Source organism: Pseudoalteromonas sp. P1-16-1b (assembly GCF_001401785.1).
GTDB classification, from domain to species: domain Bacteria; phylum Pseudomonadota; class Gammaproteobacteria; order Enterobacterales; family Alteromonadaceae; genus Pseudoalteromonas; species Pseudoalteromonas undina.
The window spans coordinates 267,662-281,615 of sequence record NZ_LKGQ01000001.1 but is presented as its reverse complement, the minus strand read 5'-3'; the positions used below and the strand labels follow the sequence as shown (position 1 = coordinate 281,615).

Annotated in this window: 9 protein-coding genes; 6 read left to right on the top strand and 3 right to left on the bottom strand. The window is 41.3% G+C overall.

Going from position 1 to position 13,954, the window contains the following annotated elements; genetic code table 11:
- Window positions 1–164: 164 nt before the first annotated feature.
- Together AN392_RS01145 and arfA are read left to right on the top strand one after the other, a co-directional pair.
- Window positions 165–2,693: a TonB-dependent siderophore receptor gene (locus tag AN392_RS01145; protein ID WP_055011568.1), complete on the top strand. Its 2,529-nt coding sequence runs from the start codon at window positions 165–167 to the stop codon at window positions 2,691–2,693.
- Window positions 2,694–3,056: 363 nt separating this feature from the next.
- Window positions 3,057–3,257, top strand: coding sequence for an alternative ribosome rescue factor ArfA (gene arfA, locus AN392_RS01140; RefSeq protein ID WP_055011567.1), 201 nt, complete (start codon window positions 3,057–3,059; stop codon window positions 3,255–3,257).
- Window positions 3,258–3,594: 337 nt separating this feature from the next.
- Here the strand turns inward: arfA and AN392_RS01135 are convergent, their stop codons facing one another.
- Window positions 3,595–4,578 (bottom strand): helix-turn-helix domain-containing protein, encoded by a 984-nt coding sequence (locus tag AN392_RS01135; RefSeq protein ID WP_055011566.1) that lies wholly within the window; start codon window positions 4,576–4,578, stop codon window positions 3,595–3,597.
- A 221-nt stretch (window positions 4,579–4,799) separates the two neighbouring features.
- Between AN392_RS01135 and AN392_RS01130 the strand changes: the two genes are divergently transcribed.
- Genes AN392_RS01130 through eat form a run of 3 tightly spaced genes read left to right on the top strand, consistent with a single transcriptional unit; the run spans window position 4,800 to window position 8,525 of the window.
- Window positions 4,800–6,206, top strand: a complete 1,407-nt coding sequence (locus AN392_RS01130; protein ID WP_055011565.1) for an ethanolamine ammonia-lyase subunit EutB — start codon at window positions 4,800–4,802, stop codon at window positions 6,204–6,206.
- Entirely contained in the window at window positions 6,203–7,075 is an 873-nt protein-coding gene (eutC, locus tag AN392_RS01125) for an ethanolamine ammonia-lyase subunit EutC (protein ID WP_055011564.1), read from the top strand. The genes AN392_RS01130 and eutC overlap by 4 nt, the downstream gene beginning before the upstream one ends.
- Window positions 7,076–7,112: 37 nt before the next feature.
- Window positions 7,113–8,525, top strand: coding sequence for an ethanolamine permease (gene eat / locus AN392_RS01120; RefSeq protein ID WP_055011563.1), 1,413 nt, complete (start codon window positions 7,113–7,115; stop codon window positions 8,523–8,525).
- An 86-nt stretch (window positions 8,526–8,611) separates the two neighbouring features.
- Here the strand turns inward: eat and AN392_RS01115 are convergent, their stop codons facing one another.
- Together AN392_RS01115 and AN392_RS01110 are read right to left on the bottom strand one after the other, a co-directional pair.
- Entirely contained in the window at window positions 8,612–9,337 is a 726-nt protein-coding gene (locus AN392_RS01115) for a MauE/DoxX family redox-associated membrane protein (RefSeq protein WP_055011562.1), read from the bottom strand.
- A gap of 265 nt (window positions 9,338–9,602) precedes the next feature.
- On the bottom strand, window positions 9,603–10,619 hold the full coding sequence (locus AN392_RS01110; protein WP_054201446.1) for a LacI family DNA-binding transcriptional regulator: 1,017 nt from the start codon (window positions 10,617–10,619) through the stop codon (window positions 9,603–9,605).
- Window positions 10,620–11,190: 571 nt separating this feature from the next.
- On the opposite strand from AN392_RS01110, the gene AN392_RS01105 reads away from it, so the two are divergent.
- A complete protein-coding gene (locus tag AN392_RS01105) occupies window positions 11,191–13,881 on the top strand; it encodes a family 20 glycosylhydrolase (RefSeq protein WP_055011561.1) in 2,691 nt (896 codons plus the stop codon).
- The last annotated feature ends 73 nt before the right edge of the window (window positions 13,882–13,954 follow it).

Genomic DNA, 13,954 nt, shown 5'->3' with positions numbered 1-13,954 from the left:
TTAAAGGTGTTATTTTCCTGTTTTTAAAGTTATTTGCATTTTTATGCTAATTTTATCAAGTTTTTTGTTTCTTTTTGTTTGTGTATGTTGCTAGGATGTTGGCAAGGGGATACACGAATATACCCCACACACATTATAAGAATACACAAAACAGGGTCATCATTATGTCAACATATCGTTTAAACACCTTGGCTGTAGCGGTTGCTTTTGCCTTCAGTGCGCCAAGTATGGTTAATGCACAAGAAGCGTCAGCTAAAGCTGAAAAAAATATCGAACAAATATCTGTTTTAGGATCGCGAGTTTCAAACCGAACTGCCACTGAGTCGTCATCACCTATTGATTTAATTGACGCAGATGATTTAAACAAAGGCGGCTTTACCGAGCTTGGGCAGAGCTTACAGGCAACGGCGCCGTCATTTAACTTCTCACGAACACAGGTTTCTGATGGTTCTGATTTATTTCGTCCTGCTACATTACGCGGCTTACAACCAGACCAAACGCTGGTTTTAGTCAACGGTAAACGCCGTCATAATCAATCTATTTTTGGTTTAACAAGTACTGTGGGCGGTGGCTCTGCCGGTACTGATATGAATGCGATTCCGCTTATTGCTTTAAAAGGAGTTGAAGTGTTACGTGATGGTGCGGCGGCGCAGTATGGCTCTGATGCAATTGCAGGGGTTATCAACTTATCACTTAATAACTCAACAGATTTAACCACCGGGTACGTACAATATGGCGAAACGGCAGAAGGAGATGGAGAAACAATTTCTGCGGGTTTAAACCGTGGCTTTGAATTAGGTAATGAGGGCGGTTTTATAAATTTATCGCTTGAGTATCGAGATGCAGATAAAACTAACCGCGCAGAGCGAGATACGGGTGGGTCACTTAATGTTGCACCAGGTACTTTATCGGACGAAGTACGTTGGGGACAAGGTAATGCAGAGAGTGAATTCACTTCGGTATTTTACAATATGGCGTTGCCAATGGGTGAAGGAGAGCTTTACTCATTTGGTGGTTACTCTGAGCGCACGGCACTAGGCAACGGCTTTTACCGTAATTTTAATGAAGCGTCTAAAAACGTAACGCAAGTTTACAGCGACGGTTTTTTACCGCAAATCGACAATGAAGCACAAGATATTTCGGTATCAGTTGGTTTTAAAGGTGAAATTAACCCTGATTGGACCTACGATGTTTCTGCAGTTTATGGTGAAAACCAATACGATTTTACCTCACGTAATACTTTAAATGCGTCATACGCGGCGGAGTATTTATTTAATAATCCGGGTGCAAGCGATGCCGATATAGCCGCGAATGCTGGCCCAACAGAGGGTTATTCGGGTGGCTTTAGATTTGATCAAACAACGTTTAATGCAGATGTAAACGGCATTATTGATATTGGTCGCAGTGAGCCTGTTTATGTTTCAATTGGCGCTGAATACCGTAAAGAAAACTATGAAATTGTACCAGGTGAGGTAGCATCATACGCATGTGGAGCAGCCAACACGGATACCTCATACCCATCGGTGAACGATCCGAGTCAATTTGCACAATGTGGTTTTCAAGCTTATAACGGCCTTCGTCCTGAAGCTTCAAATAAAAGCGATCGTGATAGCTACGCAGTATATGTAGATGCAGAAACCATGTTAAGCGATGCATGGAATGTGAGCGGTGCCCTTCGCTATGAAGATTTTTCTAATGCGGGTGACGATATCATAGGTAAAGTAGCAACACGTTATGAATTTAATGATGATTTTGCAATACGTGGTGCGTTATCAACGGGCTTTAGAGCGCCATCATTACAGCAAAGTGGTTACACTGCGTTTACCACTAACTTAGGGTCTGACGGCACGTTAAGTCAGTCGTTTACTGCGACAACGGGCTCTGCATTTCCTGCAGCTTTAGGCGTTGATACTTTAAAGCTTGAAACATCAACTAACTACAGTGCTGGTTTTGTTTACGATGTGACCAGTGATTTATCATTAACGGTGGATTTTTACCGTGTAGAAATTGAAGACCGTATTACGTTAGGCAGCTTGTTGTCGGCTGATGATGTCTCATTTAGCCCTGAGGCAGTTGCCGCTCTGCAAGCAACGGGTGCAGTGCAAGCGAATTACTTTTCAAACTCAGTGAATTCAACCACTCAAGGTGTGGACATTATTGCGTCATACCGCACTGATTTATATGACGGTAATTTTTCTGCTACGTTTGCGGGTAACTTAAATGAAACCAAAATTGATAGTGTGAATGCAGCACCGGGCATTCCAAAAAGTGTAGCGCTTGATGACATTCAAAGTAGCTTTTTAACCGACGGACAACCGGGTGAACGTGCAACGCTTACCTTTGATTATGAGCGTGATGCCTACAGCGCAATGATCCGCTTTAATTACTTTGGCGAAACTGATGTGAAGTACTTTGGTAATGACCATATTGAGCTTGCAACAGATGGCTCGTTTAAAGCGACGAGTACCGTAGAGACTGCAGTACTCGTAGATTTAAACGTAAGCTATGAAATTAATGAGATGTTTTCGTTATCGGTTGGAGCAGACAACGTATTTGATGAAACACCGGATGAGCTAGGTGATGATGAAGTACTAAATGCTATCTCAAATGGGGCATTTAAATACCCGTTACGTGCTGTACCATACGGTTTTGATGGCCGTAGTTACTATGCAAAACTAAGCTTTAGCTTTTAATTTTAAACTAGGGTCTGTTGACCTTTGCGGATTATAATTTGTTCAAACTAGGGGCGGTTTAATCGCGGCGCGAGATTTGTAACCTAGTGGGCTAAGTAAAAACCGAGCAACAAAGAGTAAATCGCCCTTAGGCAGAACCCTTCGGGCAGCGCCTGTTTGGTATTGATGCTGCGTTATCGCCTATTTATGGGGAACAACCACACCACACCACAGAGGCGCTGCCTTAAACGGCGCTTTTTTTATGCTTAAAAATATTGAAAAAGACATTAAAAATGGTTGCATGCTTGAAAATTAAGCATACAATCGCCATCAATATCAGTGTGGGATATGTATCCCTCTCATTTTACTAATAGGAAAAAACAAATGGCTAAAAAAGGCAAAGCAAAAGCGGTTAATAAATCCGCAGTAGACACCGGTCGAGGAGTGATAAAGCACAGCGCATTGGCGGCACTGGTAACCTCTAAAGTATTTAAACCGCAAATGGTTAAAGCTAAAAAAGGTAAAGGTTCGTTTAAACGTAACAACAAACATGCAGGACAAGAGTCCTATTTAATCGCGGCTTAATTAGCACCGATCAAATAGGGCTTTTGACTTACCGAAATAAGGCTGACTTCGAGCTAAGAGCTTCGGGTTTCGAGTCACGAGCAGCGAACACAACCTAGCACCTTTAGCCTTCTCTTTCCGCGCAGCGTCTCATGATCTCTTTTTGAATTAATCACTTAAAACATGTTTGCACAAAGAGAAGTGAATGAGGAGTAAATGAGAAGGCAACGGGCCTCGAGTGACGAGTAGCGAGCTTGTGCAAACAGTCTAGCACCTAGTCATATCAGCCCTTAAATCTATTCTTTCAGCGCAGCGCCTCCCGTAGCTCGTAGCTCGCCACCCGAAACCCGTATCCTCGTTATCCATGTATTATCGATTTAGAATTTGCCAAATAAGAACCATGATTGATTACTGTTTGCGAAGGGTTCTCACCAAATAATTGCGTGTAGTCTTTGGTAAATTGCCCTGCATGCCAAAACCCCCAATTGGCAGCAACCACAGAAATGGGTTTATCTTGCTTTGCTAATTTTAGCTCTCTTCTAACATTATTTAATCGGGTTAAACGTAAAAACCGCAGTGGGTTTATCCCTAAAATACTCTCAAAACTATATTGTAAGGTACGCCTGCTCACAAAGGTGAGTTCGCATAATTGAGTAATTGTTACCGTGTTTTGTGGATGCGCTTTTATATAATCTTTTACTTTATCAACAACCGCTTTGCGGTGTTTATAACTGGGAGCGATGCGTTGACATGGGAGCTGTTCGTTGAGTAAATGTAATGCCAGCATATTAAGCATGTCTTGCTGTAAATCGGCATTTAGGCCAAAAGCGTTGTTGCTAACCATACTGTTTATTATACCCCGGGCACTTTTTAGCATGGCGTTGCATGTTGTCAGTCGCTCAGTACCTGAAGACGTTATATTTTTTAAGTGCATCCCTTGTATCTGAGCCATATGTTCTAACGATTGCGTGTCTATTACTAAACCATAAATATTAAACTGCTCAGGTGTAATAAGCTCAAAGTTACTCTCACTAGTGCGACACATAAATTGATTACTTGCCACATTTAAGCCATTAATTTTGCTCTGCTGCGACTGCTTTGGGATCCCGAGCCAAATAGATCGTGGCGCTATTGCGCATTGTTGGTGAAGAGCACGCTCTGTGTATTCTTCAAATGCATGAATATTAGAATAATCCACGCTTTCTATACACCCAAAAAATCGCCCATCACTGAGCTGATCATATTTTTGCTGCCACTGCGTTAGATTATGCGCCTGCTCATCTATATCTTGGGTATGCACCATGCTCTTTTGTGGTGCGCTAGCTAAATCTTGCTGCGTCATAATGGAGTTACTCTTTGCTTTTTTTATTTTTATTAAGATTAAGTTACCACCTGTAACTATAGTTAACTATATGAAATAAAGCTAAAAATGATGATTTGCCAAAATTCGATAGTGTCTTGGTATGAATTAAGCTCTCTTGAAACTAAACAAAATTGATTTATAGCTTATAGGTCAGCAAAACCTGTACCAAGGTTTGAACTAGTTGTTATGTGGAGTAGATCATGGGGCAAAGGTACCGATATACACTGGGCACGCAGGTGTATAATTTTAAAAATTTGGCGCAAGTAATGGCAAAAGCCACTCCTCATCGCTCAGGTGACAGGTTAGCGGGTGTTATTGCACAATCAGCGCAAGAGCGAGCGGTGGCGCAAATGACCTTAGCGGATATTCCGTTGAAGGCATTTTTAAATGAGGCACTGATTGCTTATGAAGACGATGAAATAACTCGCTTAATTATGGACGATCACGATGCTAGTGCATTTATGGCGATTGCTCATTTAACCGTGGGAGATTTTCGTAATTGGTTGTTAAGTGACTTTGCAACTCCCTCGGTACTTGCAAGTGTAAGACAGGGGATCACCCCGGAAATGGCTGCGGCTGTTAGCAAAATAATGCGTAATCAGGATCTTATCCTTATTGCTAAAAAATGCCATGTAACCAGTGCATTTAGAAACACCATTGGTTTACCTGGGCATTTATCCACGCGTTTACAACCTAATCACCCAACAGATGATATTAACGGCATTGCCGCCTGTATTTTAGATGGGTTGCTGTACGGTAATGGTGATGCGGTGATAGGTATAAACCCCGCAACCGACAACGTGGCGCAGGCTATTAAATTGATGACATTGATGGATGAGGTGATTCAAAAATATGAGATTCCTACCCAAAGCTGTGTGCTTACCCATGTCACTAATACGATTGAATGCATAGAAGCGGGGGCGCCAGTTGATTTAGTGTTTCAGTCTATTGGTGGAACAGAAGCCACCAATTCGAGTTTTGGTTTTAGTTTAAATACTTTAGCTGAGGCACAAGATGCCGCGCTGAGCTTAAAGCGTGGCACGGTAGGCAATAATGTGATGTATTTTGAAACAGGGCAAGGCAGCTCGCTTTCGGCTAATGCTCATCACGGGCTTGATCAGCAAACCTGCGAAACTCGCGCGTATGCCGTTGCACGAAAATTTAATCCGCTATTAGTTAATACGGTGGTGGGATTTATAGGCCCGGAGTATTTATTTGATGGCAAAGAAATTACCCGCGCGGGGCTTGAGGATCATTTTTGTGCCAAATTACTGGGTATTCCGATGGGATGTGACGTGTGTTACACCAATCATGCCGAGGCTGACCAAAATGATATGGATAATTTACTTACGCTGCTTGGTGTAGCTGGGTGCTCGTTTGTGATGGGGATTCCGGGCTCCGATGACATTATGCTCAATTACCAAACTACCTCATTTCATGATGCGTTATACGTGCGCCGAGTTCTAGGCTCTCGTCCCGCGCCAGAATTTGAAAAGTGGCTTACTAGCATGAACATTATGAAAAACAGTAGCGATGTTACTTTATCGCACAGTCTTCCCGCTGCATTTGCTAAGCCGTTAGATGCACTGGCGGGAGGTCGTTCATGACTGCTGATTTTAAATCAAATGACCTTGCTAATACTGATCATAAAAATAATGGCAATGTGGTACACAACCCATGGCGTGACTTACGCCAGTTTACTGATGCCCGCATAGGACTTGGTCGAGCGGGTATTAGTTTACCAACCTCTGAAATGCTGGCGTTTCAACTGTCGCATGCGCAAGCGCGCGATGCAGTCAATTTTCCACTTGATATCAATGAAATGAAAGCAAAGTTAGCGACTGTTAATGCAGCTAATGCGCGTGTATTGCATTTACATAGCCAAGCGGTTGATAGAGTTACTTATTTACAACGACCAGATTTGGGTCGAAAGCTAAATGAGAATAGTCGTCAATTATTACTTGATTTTGTTGCTGAGCAACAGCAAAGCACCCAAGAAAAATACGACTTAGCAATTGTAGTCGCTGATGGTTTGTCATCGTTGGCGGTTCAAAAAAATGCAGCTCCTTTTATAACTGAATTACTTTCACAGTTGAGCGTTAATAAGCCACTTACTTTTGCTCCAATCACCTTAGTTGAACAAGGGCGAGTAGCCATTGGTGATGATATTGGTGAGTTATTGAATGCCCAAATTGTGATGGTGCTCATTGGTGAACGTCCTGGGCTTAGCTCACCAGATAGCTTGGGACTTTATTTAACCTGGGAGCCTAAAACAGGGCTTAACGATTCGCTGCGTAATTGTATATCTAATATTCGTCCTGCTGGTTTGCCCTATATCGATGCGGCAAGACGGGCAGCCTACTTATTAAATGAAGCTAAAACATTAAAACTAACAGGAGTGAACTTAAAAGATCGGACACAGGATGATGTGATTGAGCATCAACAATCGAGCCGTCATTTTTTAAATGCGGAATAACGGTAACTAAAAATAAAAAATCGATAAAGAGGATGTTATGTCTACTAATAATTCAGAATACTTAGCAAAAAGGCAGCTCAAAGGTGGCACTGCAGGTTGGTTATTGCTGGCAGGGTTAGGGGTATCGTATGTTATTTCAGGTGACTTTGCTGGGTGGAACTTTGGTATTGCAGAAGCTGGCTGGGGCGGCTTCGCGATAGCTGCAGTGTTAATGGCGATTATGTATTTAACTTTGGTGTTATCGCTGGCTGAAATGTCGGCTGCTATTCCTGCTGCTGGAGGGGGTTATAGTTTTGCTCGTCAAGCAATGGGGCCAACGGGTGGTTATTTAACCGGTCTTGCGGTATTAATTGAATATGCGTTAGCACCGGCCGCCATTGTGATATTTATTGGCTCTGCAGTGGAGGCGTTAACGGGGTTCAATGGCCCATGGGTTTATGCACTATTTTATTTGGTGTTTGTAGGTATTCATTTAGCTGGAGTAGGTGAAGCGCTAAAAGTAATGATGGTCATAAGCGGTTTAGCGGTACTGGCTATTGTTGCAACGGCAGTGGTTTTAATTACAAATTTTGATGCTACCAATTTATTTGATGTTGCAGTAACAGATGTCGCAGGTGCGAATGAATTTTTACCTTTGGGTTGGTATGGGGTGTGGGCTGCATTACCTTTTGCTATGTGGTTGTTTTTAGCGGTTGAAGGCGTGCCATTGGCGGCTGAAGAAGCAAAAGATCCGGCTAAAGATGTACCTAAAGGTATTATTGGCGCTATGGTATTTTTATTGTTTACTGCGTTGTTAGTGGTTGTGTTAGTACCCGGCGCAGCAGGTGCAACAGCAATGGGCGCAAGTGCAGTTCCGCTGGTAGATGCGTTAAATGCGACAGGCAATAGCGATTTAGCAACCGTGGTTAATATACTGGGATTAGCAGGGCTGGTGGCTTCATTTTTCTCTATTATTTATGGCTATAGTCGGTTGGTGTTTGCGTTATCGCGTGCAGGATATTTACCGCGTTCGTTATCAATTACTACAGTGCGTAAAGTGCCAGCACGAGCGCTTATTGTACCTGCTGTATTTGGTTTTTTAGCTTCACTAAGTGGTGAGGGCGATTTAATGTTAGCTATGGCGGTGGTTGGTGCAACAGTATCGTATGCGTTAATGGCGTTCAGTCATATAATGTTGCGCTTAAAACAACCCGACTTACCTCGACCTTATAAAACGCCTGGCGGCATTGTCACTTCAAGCATAGCATTGTGTTTATCCTTGATTGCTCTGACCGGTGTGTACGCCTTTGACCCCCGTGCTTTTTTATACACTATGGTGCTGTTTATAGTCGGTGCGGCGTATTACTTTGGCTTTAGCTCTAAACATTTAGTGGCCAAAAGTGCAGATGAGGAGTTTGCTATGCTCGCTGATGCTGAGGCCGGTTTAAATACAGCGATAAGTGAAGGGTAATTTTCATTTACTAAAATAACTCATGTGGCTTTAATATTCGAAGAGTTTGCACTGGCGCGGTAAGTTTTAACTTACCGCGCTTTTTATTATTTGACTAGCATCCATAGACCGGCTGCTATCATAAATAGGTTTTCGGTTAATGAAATAAAGCCAAGCGGTACATTGCTGTCGCCGCCAACACAGGCGCATTTTAGTGCTCGCTTGTCTATGTATACAGCTTTAATAACAGAGACTGCGCCAATACTACCTATAAATAGGGAGACAGGGGCAACCATATAAGCGGGTAGTGCTGCAATCATACCTATACCTACAAAGACTTCTAAAAATGGATATACGTAAGCGTAAGGGATCACTTTCATGGCGAATAAGTCGTAAGTGATAAACGAGTTTGAGAAGCTGGTTAAATCTTGCAGCTTTTGTATGGCTAGTACGGCCATTGTTAATGCTACAAAAAGCTCAAGCGTATACACGCTTAGCCCTGCACCACTTAACGAAAAGGCTAAACTTAGCAACAAGGTAACCGCAAAAATCGCTATAACAGGGGTATAGGTTGTACCTTGCTGACCGGCAGGCGGTTTATTAAAGAAACTTCTAAGTTCGTCGTAGCCACCGATACGCCCATCATCTATAAACGTTTGTGGTGTTGTTTCTACATTGTGTTGTTGTTTAAACGCATCGGTTTGCGCTCTTGAGGTGAGTAAATGATCGTCTACTTCAAAGCCTTGACGTTCAAGCAAATCTTTAGATTTTAAACCAAATGGGCAAATATGTTCATCGGTTGCCATTCTATACAATTGGGCTGATTTGGCCATAATTTACTCCTGTATATTTATACCAATCTGCAATAATACTTAATTAAGCGAATCGGTATTAGAGAGTTGAACTGAGTTATGTAACCTTGAAAGATCAACCGAGCCTAAGTGTAAAATTTACATTGAAAGTCGTCTAACTGTTAATAAACTCAGTAATACAGAAGGTATATTCAAAAAGTAGGCCGTTTTTAATATAACCCTGCGCTGAAGGTTTTTTTACAACGCACAGGGGAATATTAATAATACGGTGATCCCATTTACACGGTTAACTAGGGCGTGCGGTAGAGTCTCTTACGACAAGTTCAGGAGTGTATAGTTTTATAATATCGCGGTCATTGCCATTACGAATTTGGGCTATTAACAAGCTGGCCGCATCTTCGGCAATTTTATTATTAGGCTGATGAGCGGTGGTGAGTTTTGGCCAGGTTTGACGCGAGAATGGACTATCCTCAAACCCTGTTATAGAAAGCTCGCTGGGTATATCAATGTTCATTAATCTGGCTGCAAATAACGCACCGGCGGCTATTTCATCATTACATGAGACAATAGCGGTTGGCCTATTTGTTTGGCTAATGAGTGTTTTAGCGCCCTCAACCCCCGACTCAAATGAATATTCGCCATCAATAATTAAACTTGGATCTATAGTAATGTCGTATTGGGTTAACGCTGCTTTGTAACCTTCCAAGCGCTCTTTGGTCGAGTTATGTTCGCTGCCACCGGCTAAAAAGCCAATGCGCGTGTGGCCGTTATTAATTAGATGCTCAGTAATTGACTTTGAGGCGAGATTATCGTCAATCATAATACAGGGTGTTAATGAGTCAGGCGCGTCGTGCCCTGATAAAATACGCACAACTTTTAGGTCTAGTTGAGTTAGCTTTTCAACAAACTCAGGCATTTCAGAAAAGGGCGGGGTGAGTAAGATTCCCGCGATACGAGTGCGTTTGATCATATTAGTAATTTCATCAAAAATATGCGCTTCTTTGGCATCACATGGGTGAATAAGTAGTTCAAACCCCTGCTTTTTGCACGCATCTAAAATACCATTTTGCATGTCGATAATGTAGTACGCATTAGGGTTGTCGTATATGTAAGCTATGCTGTAAGCTTTTGTTCCTGCAAGACTTCTTGCAGCTAAGTTTGGCTGAAAGTTCAACTTTTCGACTGACGCCATAACTCTTTCACGGGTGTTGTCACGGACCGAGGTTTCGTTATTTATTACTCTTGATACCGTTTTTATTGATACCCCGGCATCTTTTGCCACGTCGTTTATTGTTGTTCTCATAGGCTTAATAGACCTTTATATATCATTTTAGGTACTAATTTATCTTTATCGGTTAACGACTACAGCAAGAGTAGTTAACAGTACTCGGTTTTTATTATTTGACGACTAAATTATAAAGACATCATTGAATATTAACAGTTAATTTATACGCCTTTCTTGTGAGAATGGTAGATAAAGTTTTAGGTAATAATTTAGTAATATTTAAATTTAATTTAAATACAATGGTTTAAAAGAATATTAAGCTCACACTTGTAAAATTTTTGTATCTTTTTTGCCCTTCTGTGTAGCTATAAAAGAAAAAAAAGGATACATTAACAGCTTAATGACAGCGTTGTCATAGATTAAAGCGCAATGTTAATTATTATTTAGAACCTACGTAGTGGATTGTTTGGCTAAGGTAGCAATTACTAGCTATGAATAGTGATTAACTTAAAGCATAAAATATTTTTTAGCTGATGGTACATTATAAACTAACCGCACTAAGAATAAATGCATTCAAAAATCGATTTAATTTTTAGCATTTGAAAGAGATGCTTGAGTGACTAAGTTAATAATAAAGGGAGAGTAGCGAATGAAGATTAAATCATTACTGACAGCATGCTGCTTAGCACTAGGTTTAAGTGCATGTCAGGGCAATGTTGAAGGACAAAATACGGCATCGGTTCAGCTAAGCCCTGCAAACGATAGTGCGGTGGAGTTACTTGCTAAAACATTACAAATAAAATATCAGCAAGTTGATAACCGCCCATCAGCACAGTGCGATCCAGATATTGAAAACGGTCACTGTTTTAAAGCGAATTTACATTTAACTGCCAACTCGGCGATTAACGTTGACCAATGGAAAATTTACTTTAGTCAAATTACGCCAATACAAAAGTCGATTAGCGATGAATTTACTATTAAACACGTTAATGGTGATATTCATGTCATTGAGCTTAAAGATGGGTTTACTGGCTTTAAAGCCGGTGAGACTAAAACGATTACTTTTTATGCACATTTTTGGTCATTATCGCAAAGCGACGCTATTCCTAACTATATCGTGGTGAATAACAATGACACCGCTAAAGTGATTGAAAGTACAAAGCCTAAAATTGATCCAGAGACCGGCTTAGAGCTATTACCTCATGTAGAACCTTATACCGACTACACTCGTCAGTTTAAACGTACTGCGGGCGACAAAACACAGTGGCTTACTGCTGAGCGCTTGTTTGAGCGTAATGAAAAGTATGACTTTTCAGCTTATTTAACCTCGCAAAATCAAGTGAGTAATGTCATTGCTCAGCAAATTATACCCACCCCACGCGTTAGCGAGTTTAGTCAAACTCAAACGCTTGATATTAGCCAAGGGCTTAATATTAATTATGCAGAAGTTAATAAATCAAGTGTATTAGCTGCAATCGAGCGACTGGAACTACTAGGTATTAATTTAAGCGATGATGCAGCGGCAATTAAGGTCACACTTAATTCCACTGTTAAAAAAGATCAGCTTAATGGTAGTTATAAATTAGCAATTAAAGCCGATGAGGTTGTAATCGATGCAGTTGACGAAACGGGTGTTTTTTATGCTCTGCAAAGTTTAGCGAGCTTATATCAGGTTAACAGTAATATATTACCTGTGGGAGAAGTTATTGATGCGCCGCATTACCAGTTTAGAGGTGTGTTGGTTGATGTAGCGCGAAACTTTCGTGATAAAGGTTTTATTTTAAAGTTACTTGATCAAATGGCTGCTTATAAACTTAACAAGCTACATTTACACTTAGGTGATGATGAAGGCTGGCGTTTAGAAATTCCATCACTGCCTGAACTTACAGATATAGGTGCAAAGCGTTGTTTTGATCAAAGCGAGCAGCAATGTTTAATGCCACAGCTAGGCGCAGGGCTTGATACTTCAAGTGCAGCAAACGGCTATTATTCGGTAGCTGATTACCAAGAAATACTTAAAGCGGCGAGTGCGCGTCACATTCAGGTGATCCCATCGCTTGATATGCCAGGACATTCTCGCGCTGCGATTAAATCTATGCAAGCGCGTTATAATAAATACATACAACAAGGCGATAAACAAAAAGCCGAACAGTTTTTACTTTATGACCCACTTGATACAACGCTCTATTCGTCGGTACAGCACTACAACGACAATACCATTAATGTGTGTTTAGACTCATCCTATGCGTTTATCCGTGAAGTAATGGAACAAGTAAAAAGTATTCATAGTGAGGCACAGCACCCGCTAACTCGTTATCACATAGGTGCCGATGAAACCGCCGGAGCATGGGTCGATTCACCTGCTTGTGCTGATTTTATTAAACAAAATAAGTTAGAAATTACCGAAGCAGGTCAGCTGGGCAGTTATTTTATTGAACGTATCGCTAATATGTTGGCTGATATGAATATTGAAACCGCAGCATGGAGCGATGGCTTATCGCATACTAACTCAGAGAATATGCCAGAGGTTGTGCAAGGTAATATTTGGGATTTATTAATGTGGAATGGCCATCAGCGTGCACATGAATTTGCCAATAGAAATTGGCAAGCAGTGCTTTCGTCGCCAGATGTGCTGTATTTTGACTTTCCGTATGAGGCAGACCCACAAGAGCATGGTTATTACTGGGCTTCAAGGCACATAAATACTGAGAAAATATTTCAGTTTATGCCAGATAATTTGCCTATTCATGCTGAATTTTGGCTTGATAGAGAAGATAAGCCTTATGTAGCTGATGACACATTACAGCATGATAAGCAAGGCAAGGTCGTATCCGCGCCTTTAGCTAAAGATAAACGTTTTGTGGGTATTCAGGGTCAATTATGGAGCGAAAATACGCGTACCAATAATATGGCTGAATATAAGCTATTCCCACGATTATTATCGCTGGCACAGCGCGCTTGGCATAAAGCAGATTGGGCGGTACCGTATGATCACAATGGCTTTGTTTACAGCCAACAAACAAATCGCTTTAGCTCTGAATTAAAACAGCAGCGCGATCAGCAATGGCAAACTTTTGCTGCTACCATGGGGCTAAAAGAATTTGCCAAGTTAGAACGTGCTGATGTGCATTATCGTCTTGCAAATGCAGGTGCTAAAATTGAGAATAGCATGTTGTACGCCAATATTGCTTACCCTGGTTTAGTGATTGAATACAAACAAGGTGATGAGCAATGGCAAACCTACACACAACCTGTCAAAGTAACACAAGATGTATGGGTTCGATCTAAGACTCCATCAGCTAGTCGTGTAAGCAGAAAGCTTAAAGTAACGCACCGTTAAGGTGCGTTTTTCCGTTAAATTATTGACGATTGAAGAAGTTATTTATTTGTAAATAAAAATAATGACAACGCTG

Bases quoted from the DNA above. Each gene is read 5' to 3' on its own strand.
- eat (WP_055011563.1), top strand. From the start codon at position 7,113: ATGTCTACTAATAATTCAGAATACTTAGCAAAAAGGCAGCTCAAAGGT.
- AN392_RS01115 (WP_055011562.1), bottom strand. From the start codon at position 9,337: ATGGCCAAATCAGCCCAATTGTATAGAATGGCAACCGATGAACATATT.
- AN392_RS01135 (WP_055011566.1), bottom strand. From the start codon at position 4,578: ATGACGCAGCAAGATTTAGCTAGCGCACCACAAAAGAGCATGGTGCAT.
- arfA (WP_055011567.1), top strand. From the start codon at position 3,057: ATGGCTAAAAAAGGCAAAGCAAAAGCGGTTAATAAATCCGCAGTAGAC.
- AN392_RS01145 (WP_055011568.1), top strand. From the start codon at position 165: ATGTCAACATATCGTTTAAACACCTTGGCTGTAGCGGTTGCTTTTGCC.
- AN392_RS01130 (WP_055011565.1), top strand. From the start codon at position 4,800: ATGGGGCAAAGGTACCGATATACACTGGGCACGCAGGTGTATAATTTT.
- AN392_RS01105 (WP_055011561.1), top strand. From the start codon at position 11,191: ATGAAGATTAAATCATTACTGACAGCATGCTGCTTAGCACTAGGTTTA.
- eutC (WP_055011564.1), top strand. From the start codon at position 6,203: ATGACTGCTGATTTTAAATCAAATGACCTTGCTAATACTGATCATAAA.
- AN392_RS01110 (WP_054201446.1), bottom strand. From the start codon at position 10,619: ATGAGAACAACAATAAACGACGTGGCAAAAGATGCCGGGGTATCAATA.